The following is a 19,330-nucleotide window of genomic DNA, read 5'->3' on the forward strand; positions in this document are numbered from 1 at the left end:
CGACAGTTCTCACCGCCGCCGGACGCACGGTGGAGCGACTAGCGGCAGGAAGCGCCGGTCGCCGGAGGCGGCCACCCGGTGCAGGAACCCCCCGGCGACGGTGAGCAGCGCCGCCACCCCGCGCCGCCCCTGGCGGCGGGCGATCCGGGGACCCAGCGCCTCCAGCAGGCGGGTGGCGGCGGGCAGCGGCCGCAGGAAGATCGTGATGCCCGCGATGTCGCCGTGCTCGTCGAGGTCCAGCAGCTGCGCCTCGTGCAGGTCGATCCCGCCGAGCCGGGCCCGCGCGGTGAGCAGCGCCCCCGTGGAGGTCTGCTCCACCCGCTCGTACTCGATCTCCTCCAGGGCGCCCAGCGCCTCCGTGAGGATCTCGACCACTTCGGCCCGACCCTCGAAGCGGAAGGAGTCGGTGAGCGGGGAGACCATCACGACGTCCGGGGCGAGCACCGCGGCCGTCGCCGCGCCGTCGCGGGCGCGACCGGCACGCATCCAGGCGGCGAGCGCGGCGGGCAGGCGCTCCGGGTCGTCCGTCCCGGCGGGGTCGTCGGCGCTGCGGGCGGGAGGCGGGGGCAGGGTCACGGGGTCTCCTCGGGCTGGGGGGCAAACTCGGGGACGAGGGCGAGGCGTTCGGCGATGACGCGGGTGCCGGGGCCGCTGCGCCCGCCGGGGCCGGCCGCGGGGTGCAGCGTCCCGGGGTGCGCGGCGTCCCCGCAGGCGATGCAGACCACGGCGGTCTCCAGCTGGGCGCCGCAGTCGTGGGTGAACACCAGGGGCGCGCCGTCCGGGCTGCGCCAGCGGTCGCCCCAGCGCATCAGCGCCACCAGCACCGGGATCAGCTCGGAGCCCGCCTCGGTGAGCAGGTAGCGACGCCGGACGGGGCGTTCCTGGTACGGCTGCTCGTGCAGGATGCCGCCGGCGACCAGGGTGCGCAGGCGCGCGGTCAGCAGGGCCCGGGAGATCCCGAGGTCGCGGACCAGCTCGTTGAAGGTGTCGATGCCGAGGTGGACGTCGCGCAGGATCAGCGGCGTCCAGGCGTCCCCGATGACGTCGGCGGAGCGCGCGATGGAGCAGGCGATCTCGGTGTGCTCGGCGCGGGTCATGGCCCCACCGTAGTGAGTTCAGAAACTGAACTCAAGAGGGTGGGCGGGCGCGTCCGCCATCGGAGTCGTCATCGTCCGTGCCGTCATCAGCCGTTCCATCACCGGCCTTGCCGCCGCCGACCGTGCCCCGGCCGCCGTCCTCGCCCTCCGTCCCCGACGCCGGCGGGTCCCCTCCCCTCCGCGCGGTCTCCATCCGCTGCCGTCGCCCCTGCAGCCGGGCGCGGGTGGAGACGAACACCCCGAGCACGACGAGTGCAGGCAGCAGCACCGAGGTCACCCACTCGGGCAGGTGCTCCATCCAGCCGAACAGCCACAGGAACACCCCCGGGATCCAGCCGAAGAGGGTCTCGATGAGGTCGCCGAGGACGGCCAGCACCGGCTCGGTGACGGCGGCGACGGCCTCCCGGGCCGGGGCCGTCGCCTCCCGCACGGCGTCCCGGGGCGGCTGCGTGACCCGGTCGAGCCACTCGCGCAGGGGGCGCAGCAGGCCGCTCAGCAGCAGGCCGATGCCCAGCAGCGGCAGCAGGTAGCCGGCCGCGCGCATCAGGGCGGCGACCAGGGCGAAGCGCGTCGGGTGGGCGGCGCGGCGCTTCTCCCGGGCGGCGGAGGCGCTGCCCGGATCGGGTGCCAGCGGGGTCGGCTCGAAGCTCCGGCGCACGTCCACCTCGCCGGTGCCGCCGTAGCCCACGGTCCGCACCTCCACGGTGGCCTCGGTGCGCAGCTCGCCGTCGTCCGAGAGGAACTGCACCGGGCAGGTGAGCCGCCGGAAGCCCTCCTCCCTGCCCACCGCCCAGCCCTGCTCGGCGGCATGGCCCCAGGCCTCCTTCTCGGTCCTGCTCGCGGGCTCGCACTCGACCCCGTCGACGACGACCACGGCGTCGCACTCGAACAGGCCGTGGACGGCGCGGACCTCGTAGTCGTGCCCGCCCACGCGGCCGCGATAGCGGACCTCCGGGGACGGGCCGGGGTCGGCGGCGTCGGGCGCTCCGGCGAATGACTCCATATGTCCACCCTGGCGCAGCCGACGCCCTCCCGCATCCGACGATCGGCGGACCCGCGGCCTCACCCACATGGAACAATGCGCCTGTGACCAGCCCTTCCGCCGTGAAGCTCCGGCCCGCCCCCACCTCCGCGACCACCCTGCTGCTGGCCACCCTGGCGATGCTGCTGCTGCCGCTGGCCACCCTCGGCGCCTGGTCCTGGTGGGGTGCCACCCGGGTCCCGCGGCCGCGGGATGCGGCACCGCCGATCATGCTCGCGCTCGGGGTCGGCGCCTCGCTGCTGCTGGTCCGGCTGATCGCCGCCCAGCACGGCATCCTCGGCTCGGCCCTGCCGCGCATCCGCTACGGCGCCCCGATGGCCGTGGACGTGCCCTACCTGGCCTCGATGGGCCTGGGTCTGCTGGCCCTGCTACTCGCCCTGGTCTGGCTCGCGCTGCTGCCGCTGCGGCGCTCGCCCGGCCGGGGCGCGGGCCGCTCCGAGGGAATCCGGGGTCGGGCGGCGTCCGCTCCCCCGGCGGAGAAGCCCCTGGTGCTGGGGCCGCCGCGCCCCGTGGTCACCTCCTCCGCCGACGGCCTGCTGCGGCGCGTCTTCTCGCCGCTGGCGCTGGTGCTGCTGGCGCTGGGCATCGCGGTCTCGGTCGCCGCGCTGCTGCTGTTCTCCCTGGGGTCCCCGACCGAGACCACCGCGGAGCCGCTCACCGTGGTGGTGGCCTTCGCCGCGGCGCCATCGGCGGCCTGGGCGGTGCTGGCCTCGCTGTGGCGCAAGGACGAGGACTTCGGCATCGTCGTCGCCGCGCTGCTGCGGACCGTGGTGGCCCCGGTGCTCACCGGGATACTGCTGCTGGTGCCGCTGCTGCTCGCCACCGCGTTCCCGGCGGTGCGGGAGGGATTCCAGGCGCACAGCCTGGCACTGATCGGGGACGACGGGCTGCTGGAGGCGGGTGCGCCGCTGGTCGGATGGGTGGCGATTTGCGCCCTGGTCACGGTGATGGTCGGCATGCTCGCCGGGCTCGCGCTGAGCGTGGCCGTCGTCTTCCCGGGCATGGCGACCCTCTTCCCCTAGGAGGTGGTGGGCGAGAACAACCTCAGCACCCGCCCGGAGGACCTGCGGCGGAACATCGCCGCCGTGCGCGCCCTGCCCCTGCTGGTGATCCTGATCTTCGTCTTCTCCTGGCTGATCGTGGACGCCCGCGTCGGGGAGGGCCGCTTCTGGCTGGCGATGGCGACCCTCGCCGTGATGGTGGTGCTGACGGTCCTCATCGTGCGATGGCAGCAGCGCACGCCGACGTCGGAGACCGAGGATGCGCCCGGCACCTCGCCCTCGGCCGAAGTCTCGGCCGAGGGCGGAATCGGGACGAACGGCCCTGACCTTGCCGACCCTCCGACCACCCCCAAGCAGTGGTGATGTGACTCCATAGGCACCGTATTGCCCGCCGTGGAGCGCCGGGCGTAGCGTCTCCGCCCGTGACCACCTCGGCCCCCTCCTCCCCCACAGCATCGCGCTCGCGCAACCCGCTGCGCGCGATCGCCCGCATCCCCTTCGGCTGGCAGGTCCTGATCGGCCTGGCCCTCGGCGTGGTCCTCGGCCTGGTGGCCTCCGCGATGGGCCCCGGATCGGGCGAGGACGGCGCCAACTGGCTCGTCACCGCGCTGGACACCATCGGCACCACCTTCGTGACCCTGCTGAAGGCGCTGGTGCCGCCGCTGATCTTCCTCGCGATCGTCACCTCCATCGCGAACCTGCGGCAGGTCACCAATGCGGCCCGACTGGCCTGGAAGACCCTGCTGTGGTTCGCGATCACCTCGCTGATCGCCGTCTCCATCGGCATCGCGCTGGGTGCGCTCACCAACCCTGGCGAGCGCACCGGCATCGACTCCTCCGCGGCCGAGGCCTCTGAGACCCAGGGCGGCTGGATGGACTTCCTGACCGGCCTGGTGCCCTCGAACTTCCTGGGCATCACCGGCTCCACCGGGGACGACGGCTCTGTCTCACTGAGCTTCAACGCCCTGCAGATCCTGGTCATCTCCATCGCCGTGGGCATCGCCGTGCTCAGCGTCGGCGAGAAGGCCGAGCCCTTCCTCCGGTTCACCGGATCCGCGCTGGAGATCGTGCAGAAGCTGCTGTGGTGGGTCATCCGCCTGGCCCCGATCGGCACTGTCGGCCTGCTCGGCAACGCGGTGGCCAGCTACGGCTGGGACGCCATCGGCCAGCTCGGCGTCTTCGTCGCCGACGTCTACATCGGCATGCTCCTGGTGCTGCTGGTGGTCTACCCGATCCTGCTGAAGGTCAACGGCCTCGGCGTCGGCTCCTTCTTCCGCGGTGTGTGGCCGGCGACCTCGCTGGGCTTCGTCTCCCGCAGCTCGCTGGGCACCATGCCGATGACGCAGACCGTCACCGAGCGCATGGGCGTGCCGCGGCACTACGCCTCCTTCGCGGTGCCGCTGGGCGCGACCACCAAGATGGACGGCTGCGCCGCGATCTACCCGGCCCTGGCCGCGATCTTCGTGGCGAACTTCTACGGGGTGCCGCTCGGCGTCACCGACTACCTGCTGATCGTGCTGGTCTCGGTGCTGGGCTCGGCCGCGACCGCCGGCATGACCGGCGCGACCGTGATGCTGACCCTCACCCTGTCCACCCTGGGCCTGCCCCTGGAGGGCGTCGGCCTGCTGCTGGCGATCGACCCGATCCTGGACATGGGCCGCACCGCCCTGAACGTCACCGGTCAGGCGCTGGTGCCGGTGATCGTCTCCGCTCGCGAGAAGCTCCTGGACCGCGACGCCTACGACGCGGCCCGCCGCACCTCCTTCGCCGAGATCCAGGCGGAGCAGGCCCGCGAGGCCGAGGCCACCACGGAGGAGGAGCGGAAGGTCCCCGCGACCGCCTGACCCCTTGTCGGCCCGAGAGGGCAGGACACGAGACGGCGGGGGATGCCACGGCGTCCCCCGCCGTCTCTGGCATATGTGGCTCCAGAAGCCGCTGTCTCCTGCGAGCGGCCGCTTCTCAGCCGACGTCGGAGATCAATCGAGCCCGGGGATCGTCTGCGCAGTGGGGGTGGGTACAGACGGCGCGTCGCCTTCGCCCCGGAGGTGCAGCGCCGCTCCCGTGCGACGCAGCACGGAGAAGATATCGATGTACTCGACGCCCATGGCTTCACAGGCGTCGGGGATCTTCACCCTCTTGCGGGAGTCCGGACTCGGCTGCTCGTGCGTGACCACGGTGTCCCCGTGCCCGGCGGCGTGGGCGACAAGCAGGAAGTCAGCCTGATCGTCGGCGAACGCGCGCTGCGCCGCTGTGCTGTAGTTCTGCCGCGCGGCCCACGCGCTGAGCGGCGCGAGATTCTGCGCCGTCCACTGATCCACCGGGAGGAAGAAATCTCGGTGGGTGCGGGCCCAGTCCGCGAGCTCGTCCTGGACGGCGACGAGCTCATCGCGGACGGCATCGATGCTGATCAGGAGTCCGGAACGATGTGCCTTCTCGAGCCAGGTCCAGAAGCCGGGGTCGATGTCGAACGCGTAGTACCTGTTCTTCGCATCGATCAGGATGTTCGCGTCGACAAGGTGCATCAGGACGTCCCGACCCGATCGGCGAGGCTTTCGAAGGTGCTGTGCTTCTTCGTCCCCAGCAGCTTGTAGGCGTCCCGGTAGCTGGTCCCGCCCTCACGGGCACTGGCGATGACCGCACGCGTGAACGTCGCGCTGAGGCGACGCGGCTGGATGTTGTAGTAATCGCCTCCGCCGGGCCGACCCTCTTTCGCGTCGGCGAGGAGCGCGAGGACTCGACGCTCCTCCACCTCGAACCGGTCACGGTACTCATCCCCCGAGAGGTGCCTGAGGTCCGCGAGGCGCCGCAGCACGACCAGGGTGCTGACGGTGAACCGGCGCGCGAGAGCATCGAGCCCATCCGGGGAGAGATCACCCCGGTACTCCGAACTCACGGCGTCACCGGGCATCAGTACTTCCGCAGCGACGGCATTGCACCACCGCTCCTCGGGCGGACCGCCATCCGCCCCGAGGGCGATGTCGGAGAGCGCGCTTCCTCCCAGCCACACGTGGGCGAACTCGTGGATCACCGTGAAGATCTGTGCGGCCTTGCTGTCGGCGCCGTTGACGAACACGATCGGAGCGAGGTCGTCGACGAGGGCGAACCCGCGGAACTCCTCGGGGCTCAGGGTTCGATGCGTGTCGGAGCCGACGATCCCGCTCACCATGACGAGGGTCCCGCTGCGCTCGATCCGATCACTCAGAAGGCTGAAGGCGGCGCTCCAGCTCGAGGCGAGCGGTCCCACACCGGGGTCGATGCCGAGGACATCCCGAAAGCGCTGCGCGATGACTGCAGGATCGTCGTCCCGCGAAGCACTGCCGACGTACGGCACCGGGTCCATGCCGGTCTCGAGCGCATGGTCGCGGTACCAGTTCTGACGCGTCTGGCACAGGTAGATGGTTTCGAGGAGGTCAGCGGAGGGCCGGCTGATCGTCGCATCTCCCAGAGTGCGCATGTCCGGCACCGGCAGCGGTTCCTCCGGAGGGGCGGGCAGGAAGAGCTGACCGAAGGGAGCATGCGTGGCATGCGCGAACTTCTCGAGCTGCTTCACCGTGGGTTTGCGGGTTCCCTCCGTCCACTCGGTGAGCTGGGGGAACCTCCGCGCCGTCGTCTCCCGGTCCCAACCGGCGCGCTGGACGGCCCAGGTGAGCAGGGAGGGGTCGACATCGACGTGAACCGGCACGACACGACCTCCTTCCGCCGACTGCTCGACCTCGCGTCACCACGATGATAGGCACCGGGAGGCTCGCGGGGCCGCGACTGTGCACAGGGCCGTCCCCGCGTGCGCCCAGGAGCATCCGCGGCGCGTGGTGACACCGCACACCGGGGGCGGGCCCGTCCCTTCCCTGCTCAACGGGCCCCCGATACGCTGTGACCGTCCCCCGGCGCACCCCTGGCGCCATCCCGCAGTGCATCTACCTCGGGTCCACCCTCGGTGGGCCGTCCAAGGCGGCACCCACCGTCCGGAGGTCACATGAGCACCGCATCCCCCGCTCCCGCCGCGCAGGCCGCACCGTCGCTGCTGCGCACCGCCGGGGCGAGCTACTTCCCGATCGCCTTCATCGCGCGCTTCCCCTTCGCGATGATCGTCGTCGGCACCCTCACCCTCGTGGTCGCCGCCCGCGAGTCGATCGCGCTGGGCGGCCTGAACTCGGCCGTCGTCGGCCTCGGCTCCGCACTGGTCGGCCCGCTGCTGGGGGCCGCCGCCGACCGCATCGGGCAGCGACCCGTGCTGCTGCTCTCCGGCATCGTGAACTCGCTGGGCCTGCTGGCGATGGCCGCCGTCGCCTTCAGCGACCTGCCAGACTGGACCGTGCTGGTCACCGGTTTCGTCATCGGCGCCTCCAGCCCGCAGATCGGGCCGTTCTCCCGCAGCCGCCTGGTGCAGCTGATCCTGGCCCGCCCCTCCTCCGCGCAGCGTGCCCGCAGCATGAACGCGACGATGGGCTACGAGTCCGCGGTCGACGAGACCGCCTTCGTCTTCGGTCCCGTCGTGGTGGGCCTGCTGGCCACCACCCTGAACCCCGCCGCCCCAATGATCGCCGCGGCCGTGCTCACCCTGATCTTCGTGACCGCCTTCGCCCTGCACCCCACGGCCCGCGCGGCCGCCCCGGAGCGCGGCGCCGAGCAGCCGGTGGCACAGGCCCCCGCCCGTGAGCTCTTCTCCCTGCGGGTGCTGGTGCTGGTGGCGGGCGCCCTGGGCGTCGGCCTGTTCTTCGGCTCCGTGCTGACCTCGCTGACCGCCTTCCTCTCCGAGTCCGGCCGCGGCGACTCCGCGGGCCTGATCTACGGCGTGATGGGGGTCGGCTCGACGATCCTCGCGCTGTCGATGGCGCTGTTCCCCGAGCGCTTCGCCCTGTGGGCCCGCTGGCTCGTCTTCTCCGGCCTGATGCTGGCCGCGATGATCGCCTTCGGCGCCGCCGACGGGCTGGGCGGGATCGTCGCCGCGATGGCGGTGGCCGGCATCGGCGTCGGCCCGACGGTCGTGACCCTGTTCTCCCTGGCCGCGGAGCGCAGCCCGCTGGGCCGCTCCGCCACCGTGATGACGATGATCGGCTCGGCAACGATCGTCGGCCAGTCCGCCGCCTCGGCCCTCACCGGCGCGGTCGCCGAGGGCGCGGGCACCTCCGCGGCGATCGCCCTGCCGGCCCTGGCCGCCGCCACCGTCGTGCTCGCGGCGCTGGTCAACGCGATCGCCTGCCGCCGCCCGACCGTCCCGGCCGAGCCGGAGGCGCTCGCCGAGGTGCCCGCCGTCCAGCACTGAGCCGGACGGCCGCCCTCAGCGGCGCAGGACGTGACGCAGCGCCTGCTCCAGCGTCTGCTGGGCGGGCTCGAAGCCGGTCCCGCGCAGGCGGGCGTCCGAGACGTTCTGATCGGCCCGCACCAGCTCGGAGGCGGCGTCGCTGCCCAGCAGCAGCGCGGGCCCGAACCCGGGCACCGGCACGGCGGCGGGACGGTGCAGCACCCGGCCGAGGGTGCGCGCGAAGTCGGCGGCGTCCACCGGCTCCGGGCCGACCCCGTTGACCGGGCCCTGGACGCTCTCGGCGAGCGCCGCGTGGGCGAAGACCCGGGTGATGTCGTCCAGGCTGATCCAGGAGCACATGGCGGAGGCATCGGCCAGGCGCCCGCCCACGCCGGCCAGGAACATCGGCAGCTGCGGGAGCAGGGAGCCGCCCGCGTCGGAGAGCACGATGCCGGTGCGCACCTGCGCGACCCGCAAGCCGGCCTCGGAGGCATGCCGGGTGGCGCCCTCCCATTCCCGGGCCAGCTCCGCGAGGAAGCCCTCGCCGACGGCGGAGGACTCGGTGAGCAGCTCCCCCGGACGCCGCGGCCCGTAGTAGCCGATGGCACTGCCGGAGACCAGCACCCGCGGGCCGTCGCTCATCCGGGCGAGGGTGCGGGCGATGAGGGTGGTGCCGTGGATGCGGGAGGCGCGGATCTCGCGGCGGGCGGCCGAGGTCCAGCGGGTGGCGATGGACTTCCCGGCCAGGTTCACCACGACGTCCACGCCCTCGAGGTCGGCGGGATCGAGCACCCCGGCCTCGGGGTCCCAGGGGATCTCGCCCTCGCCGGCCTCGCGCCGCACCATCCTCCGCACCGTGTGCCCGCCGGTCTCCAGCAGGGCGGCGAGCTGGGTGCCGATCAGGCCGGAGGCGCCGGAGATGGCGATGGTCCGTCGTGGGACGTGCGCGTGGTGGGCGTGGAAGGCGAGGTCCTGCTCGAGCTGGCGGGCGCGGAAGGCCAGCAGGCGGCGGATCTGGTCCTCGACGGCCCCGGAGACGATCCCGCCCAGACGATCCAGTCCCGCGGGCAGCTCGAGGTCGATGCGGTCGGTGACACGGGTGCCCGATCCCGCGGCGTCGATGGTGTGCTCGTGCTGCCAGGTGCGCCAGGGCCCGTGCACCTGCCGGTCCACGAAGCGGCCGGCGGGGTCGGCCTCGACGTGGCGCAGCAGCCAGTGGGGCCGCAGCAGCTGCGGCAGGACGGGCGGGCCGAGCCGCGCCCCGACCACGCGACCGGCGTCGATGCCGCCGCGGGTGGGGTCGTCGGCGCTGGCCATGCCGGGCGGGGTGAGCCGTACCAGGGCCCCGGGCCGGTCGTACCAGGCCAGCACCTCGGGCTGGGCCTGCGGGACGCGATGGGTGGTCTCGATCCTCATGGCGGCTGCCTCTCAGGTGGTCGCGATGGTCGTCGCCCCCGGGCGACGGGACCAACCTACGCGCCGCACCAGCCAGGCCGCGAGCAGCCACAGCACCCAGCCGGCGGCATCGAGAGCCCAGGCCATGCCCGGTTCGAGGGGACCGATCACGTTCTGGGCGATCGCGACCCGGAGGCTGTTCAGCAGGCCGTGGGCGAACACCGCCACCCAGACCGTGCCGGAGACCTCCCGCAGGGCCGAGAGCAGCGGGGCGACGGCGACGATGGTGCCGAGGTAGCTCACCACCTCGCGCGGCCCCATCCCCAGGGCCAGCACGACGGGCAGGTGCCAGGCGGCCCACATCACCCCGATCAGCAGGGACATCGGCCAGAAGCCCAGGTCACCGAGGGTGGACTGCAGCCAGCCGCGCCAGCCCAGCTCCTCCCCGATCGCGAACACGGCCTGCATCACGAGCACCGCCGGGACGGCCATCAGGATGACCGGCAGACCCGGACCGGACAGTGTCGGCGCCCCGAGGGCGAGCCCCAGGATCACCCCCGCGGCGGGCACGAGGGTGAAGGCCAGTAGGGCCAGCAGCGCCGCGAGCCCGAGGCGCCGGGCGGAGGGGACGGCGAGCGCGAAGGAGCCACGGACCGATCGGTCCCGCACCAGCAGCGCGGCCACCAGCGGGGCGAGCTGGGCGATCGGCACCACCAGGGCGATCGCGGAGGCGGGGAGCACGCCGAGGGTGAGGGGCACGGCCAGCGCCGTGGAGATCGCGGTGGCGAGGAGCAGGAAGGCGGCCACGCGGCCGGCGGCGATCGGGGGGTGCGGTCGAGCAGGGGCGGGGATCAGGACGGCGGAGGAGGTCATCGGGGCTCCAGGGGCAGGGACGACGGCACCGGTCGGGCTGTCCCGACCATGCTTGGTCGCCGCGGCGCTCCGTGGTACGGGGCTAGCGGTCCCTCGAGGCGGGGGTTTCCCCCACCCCGCTGCCCGCTCTTCCCCTTGCCCCGTGCGGGCCCGGGCATGGAGCGACCCCTCGCGCACCTGCCAGAGCCCACCTGCCCTTGCTGCCGTCAGGCCCTGGGGGGGTTCAGCGAGATGACACCGCACGAGGGGTCGCCGGACATCGTATCGAACCGAGAGGGGGCCACGCACGGCGGGACGGGCCCGCTGTGACCGGCGGCTCCCCGGGCGTCGGCCGTGCCTGCGGACCCGGACAGCAGGTCTCTCTTGCATAACGGAGTGTGAACAGCGCCCGACGGGCGGGACCTTTGGCTACAGTTCCCCCCACCGGTCCGTGGGTGACGGCACTCACGTCGCGCTGTCCTCGGAGCCGGTCCTCCCGTCCCCCTCCCCCGCTGGAGATCGCGTGTTCTCAACGATTATCGACACGACGAACAGCCTCGTCTGGGCCGTTCCGCTCGTCATCCTCCTGCTCGGTGCCGGTCTCTGGTTCACCATCCGCACCGTCGTGCTGCAGGTCCGCTGCATCCCCGACATGCTCAGGCAGCTCGCCCGCGGCGAGGCCTCGCCCGACGGCACCTCCTCCTTCCAGTCGCTGATGATGTCCCTGGCCGGCCGCGTCGGCATGGGCAACATCGGCGGCGTCGCGAGCGCGATCGCCATCGGCGGCCCCGGCGCCGTGTTCTGGATGTGGGTGATCGCCTTCCTCGGCGCCGCCACCTCCTTCATCGAGTGCACCCTCGGCCAGATCTACAAGGAGAAGGACCAGGACACCGGCGAGTACCGCGGCGGCCCGGCCTACTACATCGAGAAGGCCTACAAGCACACCACCGCCGGACCGTTCTTCCTGGTCTACGCGATCGCCTTTGCCGGCGTGACCGTGCTCGCGATGTGCTTCTTCCTGCCGGGCGTGCAAGCCAACGGCGTCTCCTCGGCCATCTACGAGGCCTGGAACGTCCCCCACTGGGTCACCGCGGTGGGTCTCGTGATCGCCCTGGCTTTCATCATCATCGGCGGCGTGAAGCGCATCGCGAGCTTCGCCGTGGTGGTCGTGCCCGTCATGGCGATCCTCTACATCATCGCCGCGATGATCGTGTTCTTCGTGAACTTCGACCAGATCGGCCACGTGTTCGCCACGATCTTCTCCAGCGCCTTCGGCACCCACGCGGTGTTCGGCGCGATCATCGGCCAGGCGATCATGCAGGGCGTCAAGCGCGGCCTGTACTCGAACGAGGCCGGCCAGGGCACCGGCCCCCACGCCGCGGCCGCCGCCGAGGTGTCCCACCCCGCGAAGCAGGGCTTCGCCCAGTCCTTCGCGGTCTACATCGACACCCTGTTCGTCTGCACCGCCACCGCGTTCCTGATCATCTCCACCGGGATGTACCAGGTGTTCTCCATCGCCCCCGACGGCACCGAGACACCGCTGGCCTTCGGCAGCAACCTGCCGCCGAACACCGAGTACGGCCCCGAGTACGCGCAGAACGCCTTCTCGACCGTGTTCGGCGCCGCCGGACCGACCTTCGTGGCGATCGCGCTGTTCTTCTTCGCCTTCACCACGATCGTGGCCTACTACTACATGGCCGAGGTCAACATGACCTACCTGTCGCGGTGGATCCCGAACCGGACGATCCGTCGCATCGTGCTGCGCTGCCTGCAGGCCCTCACCCTGGTGGCCGTCGTCATCGGCGCCACCACCTCCACCGGCTCCGCCTGGGGCCTCGGCGACATCGGCGTGGGCGCGATGGCCTGGCTGAACGTGGTCGCGATCTTGATCCTGCAGGTCCCGGCCCTGAAGGTGCTCACGGACTACGGCAAGCAGAAGCGCGCCGGCAAGGATCCGCAGTTCGACCCGCGCGAGCTCGGCATCCGCAACGCCACGTTCTGGGAGGACCGGGCCGACAAGCGCGCCGCCCAGCGGACGGGCGTGGGCTCCTGATCCCGGCGATCACCCTGCTGCCTCCCCGCACGGAGGGCTGAGCACGACGGAGGGGGCGGACCGACAGGTCCGCCCCCTCCGTCGTGCCCGGGCTCGGCACTGCCGTCGTTCGGACGGTGATCAGGCCAGACGGTGCGCCGGGGACCGGGTCTTGCCGGGGTCGGTCTCCGGCAGGTCGCCGAGCACCTCGTCGACCCGGGCCAGCACCTCGGGCTCGAGCCGGACACCGGCGGCGCGGACGTTCTCGCGCACCTGCTCGGGCCGGGAGGCGCCGATGATCGCGCCCGCGACGTTGTCGTTGGCGAGCACCCAGGCCACGGCGAGCTGCGCCATGGTCAGGCCCGACTCCTCGGCGATGGGGCGCAGACCCTGCACGGCCTCCAGGGTGCGGTCCTCCAGGAAGCGCTTGATCATGTCGGCGCCGCCCTTTTCGTCCCGGGCGCGGGAGCCCTCCGGCGGCTCGGCGCCGGGGGCGTACTTGCCCGAGAGGATGCCCTGCGCGACCGGTGACCAGACGATCTGGGAGATGCCGAGCTCACGGGAGGTCGGAACCACCCGCTCCTCGATCACGCGCCACAGCATCGAGTACTGCGGCTGGTTGGAGATGAGCTGGATGCCGAGCTCACGGGCCAGCTGGTGGCCGGCGCGCAGCTGGTCGGCGTTCCACTCGGAGACCCCGATGTACAGGGCCTTCCCGGAGCGGACCACGTCGGCGAAGGCCTGCATGGTCTCCTCCAGCGGGGTCGCCACGTCGTAGCGGTGCGCCTGGTAGAGGTCGACGTAGTCGGTACCGAGCCTCTGCAGGGAGCCGTCGATGGACTCCATGATGTGCTTGCGGGACAGGCCGGTGTCGTTGTGCCCCTTGGGGCCGGTGGGGAAGTAGACCTTGGTGAAGATCTCCAGGCCCTCGCGCCGCTCCCCCGCCAGGGCCTTCCCCAGCACCTCCTCGGCGGCGGTGTTGGCGTAGACATCGGCGGTGTCGAAGGTGGTCACGCCCTCCTCGAGGGCCGCGCGCACGCAGGCGGTGGCGCGCTCGTCCTCGATCTGGGAGGCATGGGTGAGCCAGTTGCCGTAGATGATCTCGCTGATCTTGAGGCCGCTGCGGCCGAGGTGACGGAAGTCCATGACGCCAGCCTAGGCCCCGACGCCGACGAAGGACAGCGCTTGCCTACGCGGGATCGTCCTCGCCGGTCGCTGCTTCGCCGGAGGGCTGCGCCTGCTGCGCCCCCGGTGCCTGCCGCGTCTCCTGCGCCTTCTGAGCTGCCCGCATCGAGGCGTAGCCCGCCTCCCGCTGGGCGAGCAGGCGGAGGGAGGCGAGCACGGCATCGCCGAGCACCGTCCCCAGGATGACGCGACGCACCGCGGCCTCGGGCTCGCGCGGCACGTGGGCCACGTCGATCCGTGCGATCTCCTCGACGGGGGCGGCGTACTCGTGCAGCAGCTCCGGGGTCAGCTCCATGCCGGCGTCATCGCACGCGGACCACGCCGCCTCCAGCCGGGCGACGAGCTGGTCATCCGGGGGGATGCTCCAGCCGCGGTCCTCGGCCCATCGCCGCGCCCGGCTCGGCCCCTCGGCGCCGGGGTCCCCGCCACCGGCCGGGGCGCCGTGATCGCGACCGGAGGCCCCGGATCCCTCCGAGGGCTCGGGCGGGGCGCCGGTCAGGGCGCGCTGCGCGGTCGCCATCAGCTCGATGGGCGGCGGGGCGGGCGACTCGATGACCTCGACCACGCGTCGCACCTGGGCGATCTCGAGCCCGCCCACCTCGGTGAGGGCGCGGATCAGCCGGATCCGCTCCAGGTGGCTCTCGTCGTACTCGGCGCTGGTGCGGGAGGTGCGCCGACCGTGCGGGAGGACGCCCTCTCGCAGGTAGAACTTGATCGTGCCGACGGGCAGGCCGGTCTGCTCGGACAGGGCCGAGATCCGCATGACGCACCTCCGGGTGGCGACGGGCCGCCGACTCTCGGTGCGCGCGACCCTTGACCTCCGCCACGGTACGGGGGACTCTTGGAGAGCACCACTGTCTAGATGTCGCACGAGGTCATCCGCCATCGTCCCGGGCACCGTGCACCGGGACCGGGCGGGACCGCGACGATCGGGAGCTCCCATGTCCACCACCCGACCGCAGCCCGGCACCCGCCCCTCCCGGCGCCGCGAACGCCCCGAGGACGTCACCCACACCGCCCTCGACGGGGTGGTCGTCTTCCAGATCGGCATGACCCTGCGCCGCCCCCACCGGGTGGACCTGTGGGGCCCCGTGTTCGCCGCCATGGGACGCATGCTCACCGAGCTCAACCGCAACCGTGCCGCCCACGAGCCCGGCGAGGAGGGGGACCTCGGCTTCCTCGGCGCCACCACGCTGGTGGGGATCAAGGGCCCCTGGGTGGTGCAGTACTGGCGCAGCACCGAGCAGCTCTACGAGTACGCCCGCATGAGCGACCGCCTGCACGTGCCCGCCTGGAAGGCCTTCAACGCCGCCGCCCGCGCCCACCCTGAGGTGGTGGGCATCTGGCACGAGACCTACGAGGTGCCCGCCGAGGGCATCGAGACGATCTACGGCAACGGGGCCCGAGTGGGGCTCGGCGCGGCCATCGGCACGGAGCCGCGCTCCGCTCGCGGGATCACCGCCCGGGACCGCCTGGCCGCGGGCCGCGCCGCCGCGCGCGGGGAGAGCACCGGCCCCGGAGGGACCGTGCGGCAGGAGGACCTGGAGCCGCCGCTCGCGGACGCCACCGCCTGAGGCCGGCCCCGGTCCCCGTGCCCGGGAGGCGCGGGGACCGGGGAGGCTCAGCCCTGCTCGGACTCCGGAGCGAGCGGGTCCTGGCCCTCCTCGAGCACGGCCACCGGGATCTGCCCGGTCCGCGTCTCCGCATCGGGGTCGGTGCCCTCGGAGAACTGCGACCAGTACAGCCGGTGATAGGCGCCCTCGCGCTCCAGCAGGCCCTCGTGGGTGCCCTGCTCGACGATGTCGCCGTGCTCCATCACCAGGATCACGTCGGCGTCGCGGATGGTGGAGAGCCGGTGGGCGATGACGAAGGAGGTGCGGTCGCTGCGCAGCGCCGACATCGCCTCCTGGATCAGCACCTCGGTGCGGGTGTCCACCGAGCTGGTGGCCTCGTCGAGGATCAGCAGCGCCGGGTCGGCGAGGAAGGCGCGGGCGATGGTGACGAGCTGCCGCTCCCCCGCCGAGAGGTTCGCGCCCTCGTCCTCGATCACGGTGTCGTAGCCCTCCGGGAGGGTGCGCACGAAGCGGTCGACGTAGGTGGCGCGGGCCGCCTCGACCACCTCCTCGTCGCTCGCGTCCAGCCGGCCGTAGCGGATGTTCTCGCGGATGGTCCCGCCGAACAACACCGCGTCCTGCAGCACCATGCCGATGCGGCTGCGCACGGCCCCGCGGTCCAGCGCCCGGATGTCCACCCCGTCCAGGCGGATGGCGCCGCCGTCGATCTCGTAGAACCGCATCACGAGGTTCACCAGCGTGGTCTTGCCGGCGCCGGTGGGGCCGACGATCGCGATGGTCTGCCCGGGCTCGACGTCCAGGGAGAGGTCCGTGATCAGCGGCTTCTCCGGGGTGTAGGAGAAGGCCACGTGGTCGAACTCGACCCGGCCGCGGGTGCGGCCGGCGAGCTCGGCGCGCGGCACGACCTGCTCGCTGCGGGTGCCGTCGGGGCCGGTCACAGGGGCGGTGATGGCGCCGTCGGGCTCCTGCTCCTCGGCGTCGAGCAGCTCGAAGATGCGCTCGGCCGAGGCGACGCCGGAGATCAGCATGTTGGCCTGACCGGCGATCTCGCCCAGCGGCGAGTTGAACTCGCGGGAGTACTGGATGAACGCCACCACCTGGCCGAGGGACATCTGCCCGTTCGCGACCCGCAGGCCGCCGACGACGGCGATGCCGACATAGCCGAGGTAGGTCACCCACTGCATGATCGGCATGATCATCCCGGAGTAGAACTGGGCCTTGAAGGAGGCCTGGTAGAGCTCCTCGTTGCGCTCGTCGAAGCGCTCGCGCATCGAGTCCTGGCGGTCGAAGACGGTGACCAGGTCGTGCCCGGTGAAGGACTCCTCGACGTGCCCGTTCAGCCGCCCCGTGTTGCGCCACTGGGCGGTGAACAGCTTCTGCGAGCGCGAGCCGATGATCCCGATCGCGATGCCGGAGATGGGCAGGGCCACCAGGGCGATCAGGGCGAGCTGCCAGGACAGCACGAACATCATCACGGTGATGCCGATGATGGTCAGCGCCGCGTAGACCAGGGAGGCGAAGGCCTGCTGGAGCGCGCTCTGCACGTTGTCCACGTCGTTGGTGGTGCGGGAGAGCAGGTCGCCGCGCTGCCGGGTGTCGAAGTAGCTCAGGGGCAGCCGGTTGACCTTCTCCTCGATGCGCTCGCGGAGGCGGTAGACGATCCGCATCACCACGTCGTTGAGGATGCGCCCCTGCAGCCAGTCGAACAGGGCCGCCACCACGTACATGCCCAGCACGATCGTCAGCAGCCGGCCGAGCAGGGCGAAGTCGACGCCGTCCCCGCTGGTCGCGCCGTCGTAGATGACGTCCGTGGCGTCGCCGATGATGCGGGGCGCCCACACGGTGAGCAGGGTGGAGGCGATGCCGAAGGCGAGCACCACGGCCAGCCCGAGCTTGTGGTCGCCGAAGGTCGAGGCGAGGCGGAGGGCGGATGGCCAGAAGGCCTTGGCCTTGCGGGGCGGGCCCCCGCCCCACTCGGAGTCCATCGAGCCCTGCATCTCCAGGATCTCGTCCTCGGAGAGGTCCACGGTGCTCGAGGCCTCGGCATCCCGGGACGTGCCGGTGCTCTTCTGCGGGGCGCGGTCCCGGCGCCGCTCGTTCCGGTCGCTGCTCATGCCGGCTCCTCCACGGTGATCTGGGAGTCGACGATCTCCCGGTAGGTCTCGCAGGTCTCCAGCAGCTCCTCGTGGCGGCCGCGGCCGACGATGCGCCCCTGCTCCAGCACGATGATCTGGTCGGCACCGGTGATGGTGGAGATGCGCTGGGCGACGATAAGGGTGGTGGCGCCGCGGGTGTACGGGCCGAGGCCGGCCCGCACCGCGGCGTCGGTGGCGACGTCGAGCGCCGAGAAGGAGTCGTCGAAGACGTACACCTGGGGGCGGGCGACCAGGGTGCGGGCGATGCAGAGCCGCTGGCGCTGGCCGCCGGAGACGTTGGTGCCGCCCTGGGAGATGCCGGAGCCGAGCCCGTGGCGGGCGGCCTCCCCCTCCCCCGTGGTGCGGTCGGCGACGAACTCGGTGGCCTGGGCGGTGTCCAGGGCCTCCCACAGGGCCTGGTCGGGGGCCTCGGGGTCCCCGAAGCGGAGGTTCTCGGCGATGGTGCCGGAGAACAGGTAGGGCTTCTGCGGGACCAGGCCGACGGTGCGGGCGATGGTGGCGCGGTCCAGCCGGGTGACGGGAACGCCGTCCAGCAGCACCTGGCCCTCGGTGGCGTCGTGCAGGCGCGGGATCAGGTTGATCAGGGTGGTCTTGCCGGCGCCGGTGGAGCCGATGATCGCGGTGGTGCGCCCGGCCTCGGCGGTGAAGGAGATGCCGTCGAGCACGGGGGCGTCAGCGCCGGGGTAGGCGAAGGTGACGTCGCGGAACTCCACGGTGCTGCCGGGGGCGGGGGCGAGCTGCACGGGCTGGGCGGGCTCGGCCATCGTCGCGCGGGTCTCGAGGACCTCGCCGATGCGGCGGGCGCTGATGATGGCGCGCGGGAACATCATGAACATGAAGGTGCCCATCATGACGGCCATCAGGATCTGCAGCAGGTACTGCATGAAGGCGGTCAGGGAGCCGACCTCCACGAGTCCCTGGTCCACGCGGTGCCCGCCGAACCAGAGCACGGCGGCGGTGGCCAGGTGCAGCACCACGGTGATCGCGGGCCCCATGATCACGAACAGCCGACCGATCCGCACGGAGGTGTCGGTGAGCAGCGCGTTCGCATCGGTGAAGCGGCGGGCCTCGTGGTCCTCGCGGACGAAGGCGCGCACCACCCGGATGCCCATGATCTGCTCGCGCATCACGGAGTTGATGCCGTCGATGTTGTCCTGCATGCGCTGGAACAGCGGCATCAGCCGGCGCACCAGCAGGCCCACGATGACGACCAGGATCGGCACCGCCACCCACACCAGCCAGGACAGCCCCGGGTCCTCCCGGACCGCCATGATGATGCCGCCGACGGACATGATCGGCACCATCACCATGAAGTTCAGGGTCATCAGGGCGAGCATCTGCACCTGCTGCACGTCGTTGGTGCCGCGGGTGATCAGGGTCGGGGCGCCGAAGCGACCCATCTCCTCGGTGGAGAAGCGGTCGACCTTCACGAAGATCGCACGGCGCAGGTCCCGGCCCAGCCCCATCGAGGCGCGGGCCCCGAACCAGACGGAGCTGACCGCGGTGACCACCTGCACCAGGGCGACCACCAGCATGATCCCGCCCACGCGCCAGATGTAGGCGGTGTCGCCGGTGGCCACGCCGTTGTCGATGATGTCGGCGTTGAGGCTGGGCAGGTACAGCGTCGCCATGATGGTGGCGAGCTGGAGCACCAGCACCGCCGCCGCGGCGGGCAGGTAGGGGCGGCCGTATCGCCGGATGAGGGTCCAGAGCATGGGGCTGCTTTCGGCTCGGTCGGCCGTGGGAGGGCCGGG

At 72.2% G+C, this 19,330-nt stretch carries 17 protein-coding genes and 1 other RNA gene; 6 read left to right on the forward strand and 12 right to left on the reverse strand.

Annotated elements, in window-relative coordinates:
• Positions 1-9: 9 nt before the first annotated feature.
• From OM98_RS02015 to OM98_RS02025, 3 genes are read right to left on the reverse strand one after another with little or no spacing between them, the layout of a single operon-like run.
• Positions 10-576, reverse strand: coding sequence for a nuclear transport factor 2 family protein (locus OM98_RS02015; RefSeq protein WP_010532892.1), 567 nt, complete (start codon positions 574-576; stop codon positions 10-12).
• On the reverse strand, positions 573-1,097 hold the full coding sequence (locus tag OM98_RS02020; RefSeq protein WP_010532893.1) for a winged helix-turn-helix transcriptional regulator: 525 nt from the start codon (positions 1,095-1,097) through the stop codon (positions 573-575). The genes OM98_RS02015 and OM98_RS02020 overlap by 4 nt, the downstream gene beginning before the upstream one ends.
• A gap of 31 nt (positions 1,098-1,128) precedes the next feature.
• The gene (locus OM98_RS02025) at positions 1,129-2,100 is read right to left on the reverse strand and encodes a hypothetical protein (RefSeq protein ID WP_010532894.1); all 972 of its coding nucleotides are present in this window, start codon (positions 2,098-2,100) and stop codon (positions 1,129-1,131) included.
• An 83-nt stretch (positions 2,101-2,183) separates the two neighbouring features.
• On the opposite strand from OM98_RS02025, the gene OM98_RS02030 reads away from it, so the two are divergent.
• The 3 genes from OM98_RS02030 to OM98_RS02040 are packed head-to-tail and all read left to right on the forward strand — an operon-like array spanning position 2,184 to position 4,984.
• On the forward strand, positions 2,184-3,161 hold the full coding sequence (locus OM98_RS02030) for a hypothetical protein (protein ID WP_010532895.1): 978 nt from the start codon (positions 2,184-2,186) through the stop codon (positions 3,159-3,161).
• A 6-nt stretch (positions 3,162-3,167) separates the two neighbouring features.
• Positions 3,168-3,503 (forward strand): hypothetical protein, encoded by a 336-nt coding sequence (locus OM98_RS02035; protein ID WP_010532896.1) that lies wholly within the window; start codon positions 3,168-3,170, stop codon positions 3,501-3,503.
• Positions 3,504-3,562: 59 nt separating this feature from the next.
• Positions 3,563-4,984, forward strand: coding sequence for a dicarboxylate/amino acid:cation symporter (locus OM98_RS02040; RefSeq protein WP_010532897.1), 1,422 nt, complete (start codon positions 3,563-3,565; stop codon positions 4,982-4,984).
• 132 nt (positions 4,985-5,116) lie between these two features.
• On the opposite strand, the gene OM98_RS02045 is transcribed toward OM98_RS02040, so the two are convergent.
• Positions 5,117-5,662, reverse strand: coding sequence for a DUF4411 family protein (locus OM98_RS02045; RefSeq protein ID WP_010532898.1), 546 nt, complete (start codon positions 5,660-5,662; stop codon positions 5,117-5,119).
• Positions 5,662-6,822 carry an ImmA/IrrE family metallo-endopeptidase gene (locus tag OM98_RS02050; RefSeq protein WP_010532899.1) on the reverse strand — a complete coding sequence of 387 codons (1,161 nt, stop codon included), beginning with the start codon at positions 6,820-6,822 and terminating at the stop codon, positions 5,662-5,664. Before OM98_RS02050 ends, OM98_RS02045 begins: the two co-directional genes overlap by 1 nt.
• A 291-nt stretch (positions 6,823-7,113) precedes the next feature.
• Between OM98_RS02050 and OM98_RS02055 the strand changes: the two genes are divergently transcribed.
• On the forward strand, positions 7,114-8,403 hold the full coding sequence (locus OM98_RS02055; RefSeq protein ID WP_010532900.1) for an MFS transporter: 1,290 nt from the start codon (positions 7,114-7,116) through the stop codon (positions 8,401-8,403).
• A gap of 15 nt (positions 8,404-8,418) precedes the next feature.
• Here OM98_RS02055 and OM98_RS02060 read toward each other — a convergent pair whose 3' ends face one another.
• The 3 genes from OM98_RS02060 to ffs form a co-directional block, all read right to left on the reverse strand.
• Positions 8,419-9,798, reverse strand: coding sequence for a TIGR01777 family oxidoreductase (locus OM98_RS02060; protein ID WP_010532901.1), 1,380 nt, complete (start codon positions 9,796-9,798; stop codon positions 8,419-8,421).
• A gap of 12 nt (positions 9,799-9,810) precedes the next feature.
• A complete protein-coding gene (locus OM98_RS02065; protein WP_010532902.1) occupies positions 9,811-10,650 on the reverse strand; it encodes a CPBP family intramembrane glutamic endopeptidase in 840 nt (279 codons plus the stop codon).
• A gap of 157 nt (positions 10,651-10,807) precedes the next feature.
• Positions 10,808-10,904, reverse strand: an RNA gene (gene ffs / locus OM98_RS14955) — signal recognition particle sRNA small type.
• A 248-nt stretch (positions 10,905-11,152) separates the two neighbouring features.
• Between ffs and OM98_RS02070 the strand changes: the two genes are divergently transcribed.
• Entirely contained in the window at positions 11,153-12,682 is a 1,530-nt protein-coding gene (locus tag OM98_RS02070) for an alanine/glycine:cation symporter family protein (protein WP_010532903.1), read from the forward strand.
• 120 nt (positions 12,683-12,802) lie between these two features.
• On the opposite strand, the gene OM98_RS02075 is transcribed toward OM98_RS02070, so the two are convergent.
• Positions 12,803-13,807 carry an aldo/keto reductase family protein gene (locus OM98_RS02075; protein ID WP_010532904.1) on the reverse strand — a complete coding sequence of 335 codons (1,005 nt, stop codon included), beginning with the start codon at positions 13,805-13,807 and terminating at the stop codon, positions 12,803-12,805.
• A gap of 43 nt (positions 13,808-13,850) precedes the next feature.
• A complete protein-coding gene (locus tag OM98_RS02080; RefSeq protein WP_010532905.1) occupies positions 13,851-14,609 on the reverse strand; it encodes a MerR family transcriptional regulator in 759 nt (252 codons plus the stop codon).
• Between the two features lie 178 nt (positions 14,610-14,787).
• Here OM98_RS02080 and OM98_RS02085 point away from each other — a divergent pair, with 178 nt between their 5' ends.
• The gene (locus OM98_RS02085; protein WP_010532906.1) at positions 14,788-15,420 is read left to right on the forward strand and encodes a DUF4188 domain-containing protein; all 633 of its coding nucleotides are present in this window, start codon (positions 14,788-14,790) and stop codon (positions 15,418-15,420) included.
• Positions 15,421-15,467: 47 nt separating this feature from the next.
• Here the strand turns inward: OM98_RS02085 and OM98_RS02090 are convergent, their stop codons facing one another.
• Together OM98_RS02090 and OM98_RS02095 are read right to left on the reverse strand one after the other, a co-directional pair.
• Positions 15,468-17,534, reverse strand: a complete 2,067-nt coding sequence (locus OM98_RS02090) for an ABC transporter ATP-binding protein (protein WP_010532907.1) — start codon at positions 17,532-17,534, stop codon at positions 15,468-15,470.
• Positions 17,531-19,291 carry an ABC transporter ATP-binding protein gene (locus OM98_RS02095; protein ID WP_010532908.1) on the reverse strand — a complete coding sequence of 587 codons (1,761 nt, stop codon included), beginning with the start codon at positions 19,289-19,291 and terminating at the stop codon, positions 17,531-17,533. Before OM98_RS02095 ends, OM98_RS02090 begins: the two co-directional genes overlap by 4 nt.
• Between the last annotated feature and the right edge of the window lie 39 nt (positions 19,292-19,330).

The organism is Brachybacterium squillarum M-6-3, assembly GCF_000225825.1.
In the GTDB taxonomy this organism is placed as follows: Bacteria; Actinomycetota; Actinomycetes; order Actinomycetales; family Dermabacteraceae; genus Brachybacterium; species Brachybacterium squillarum.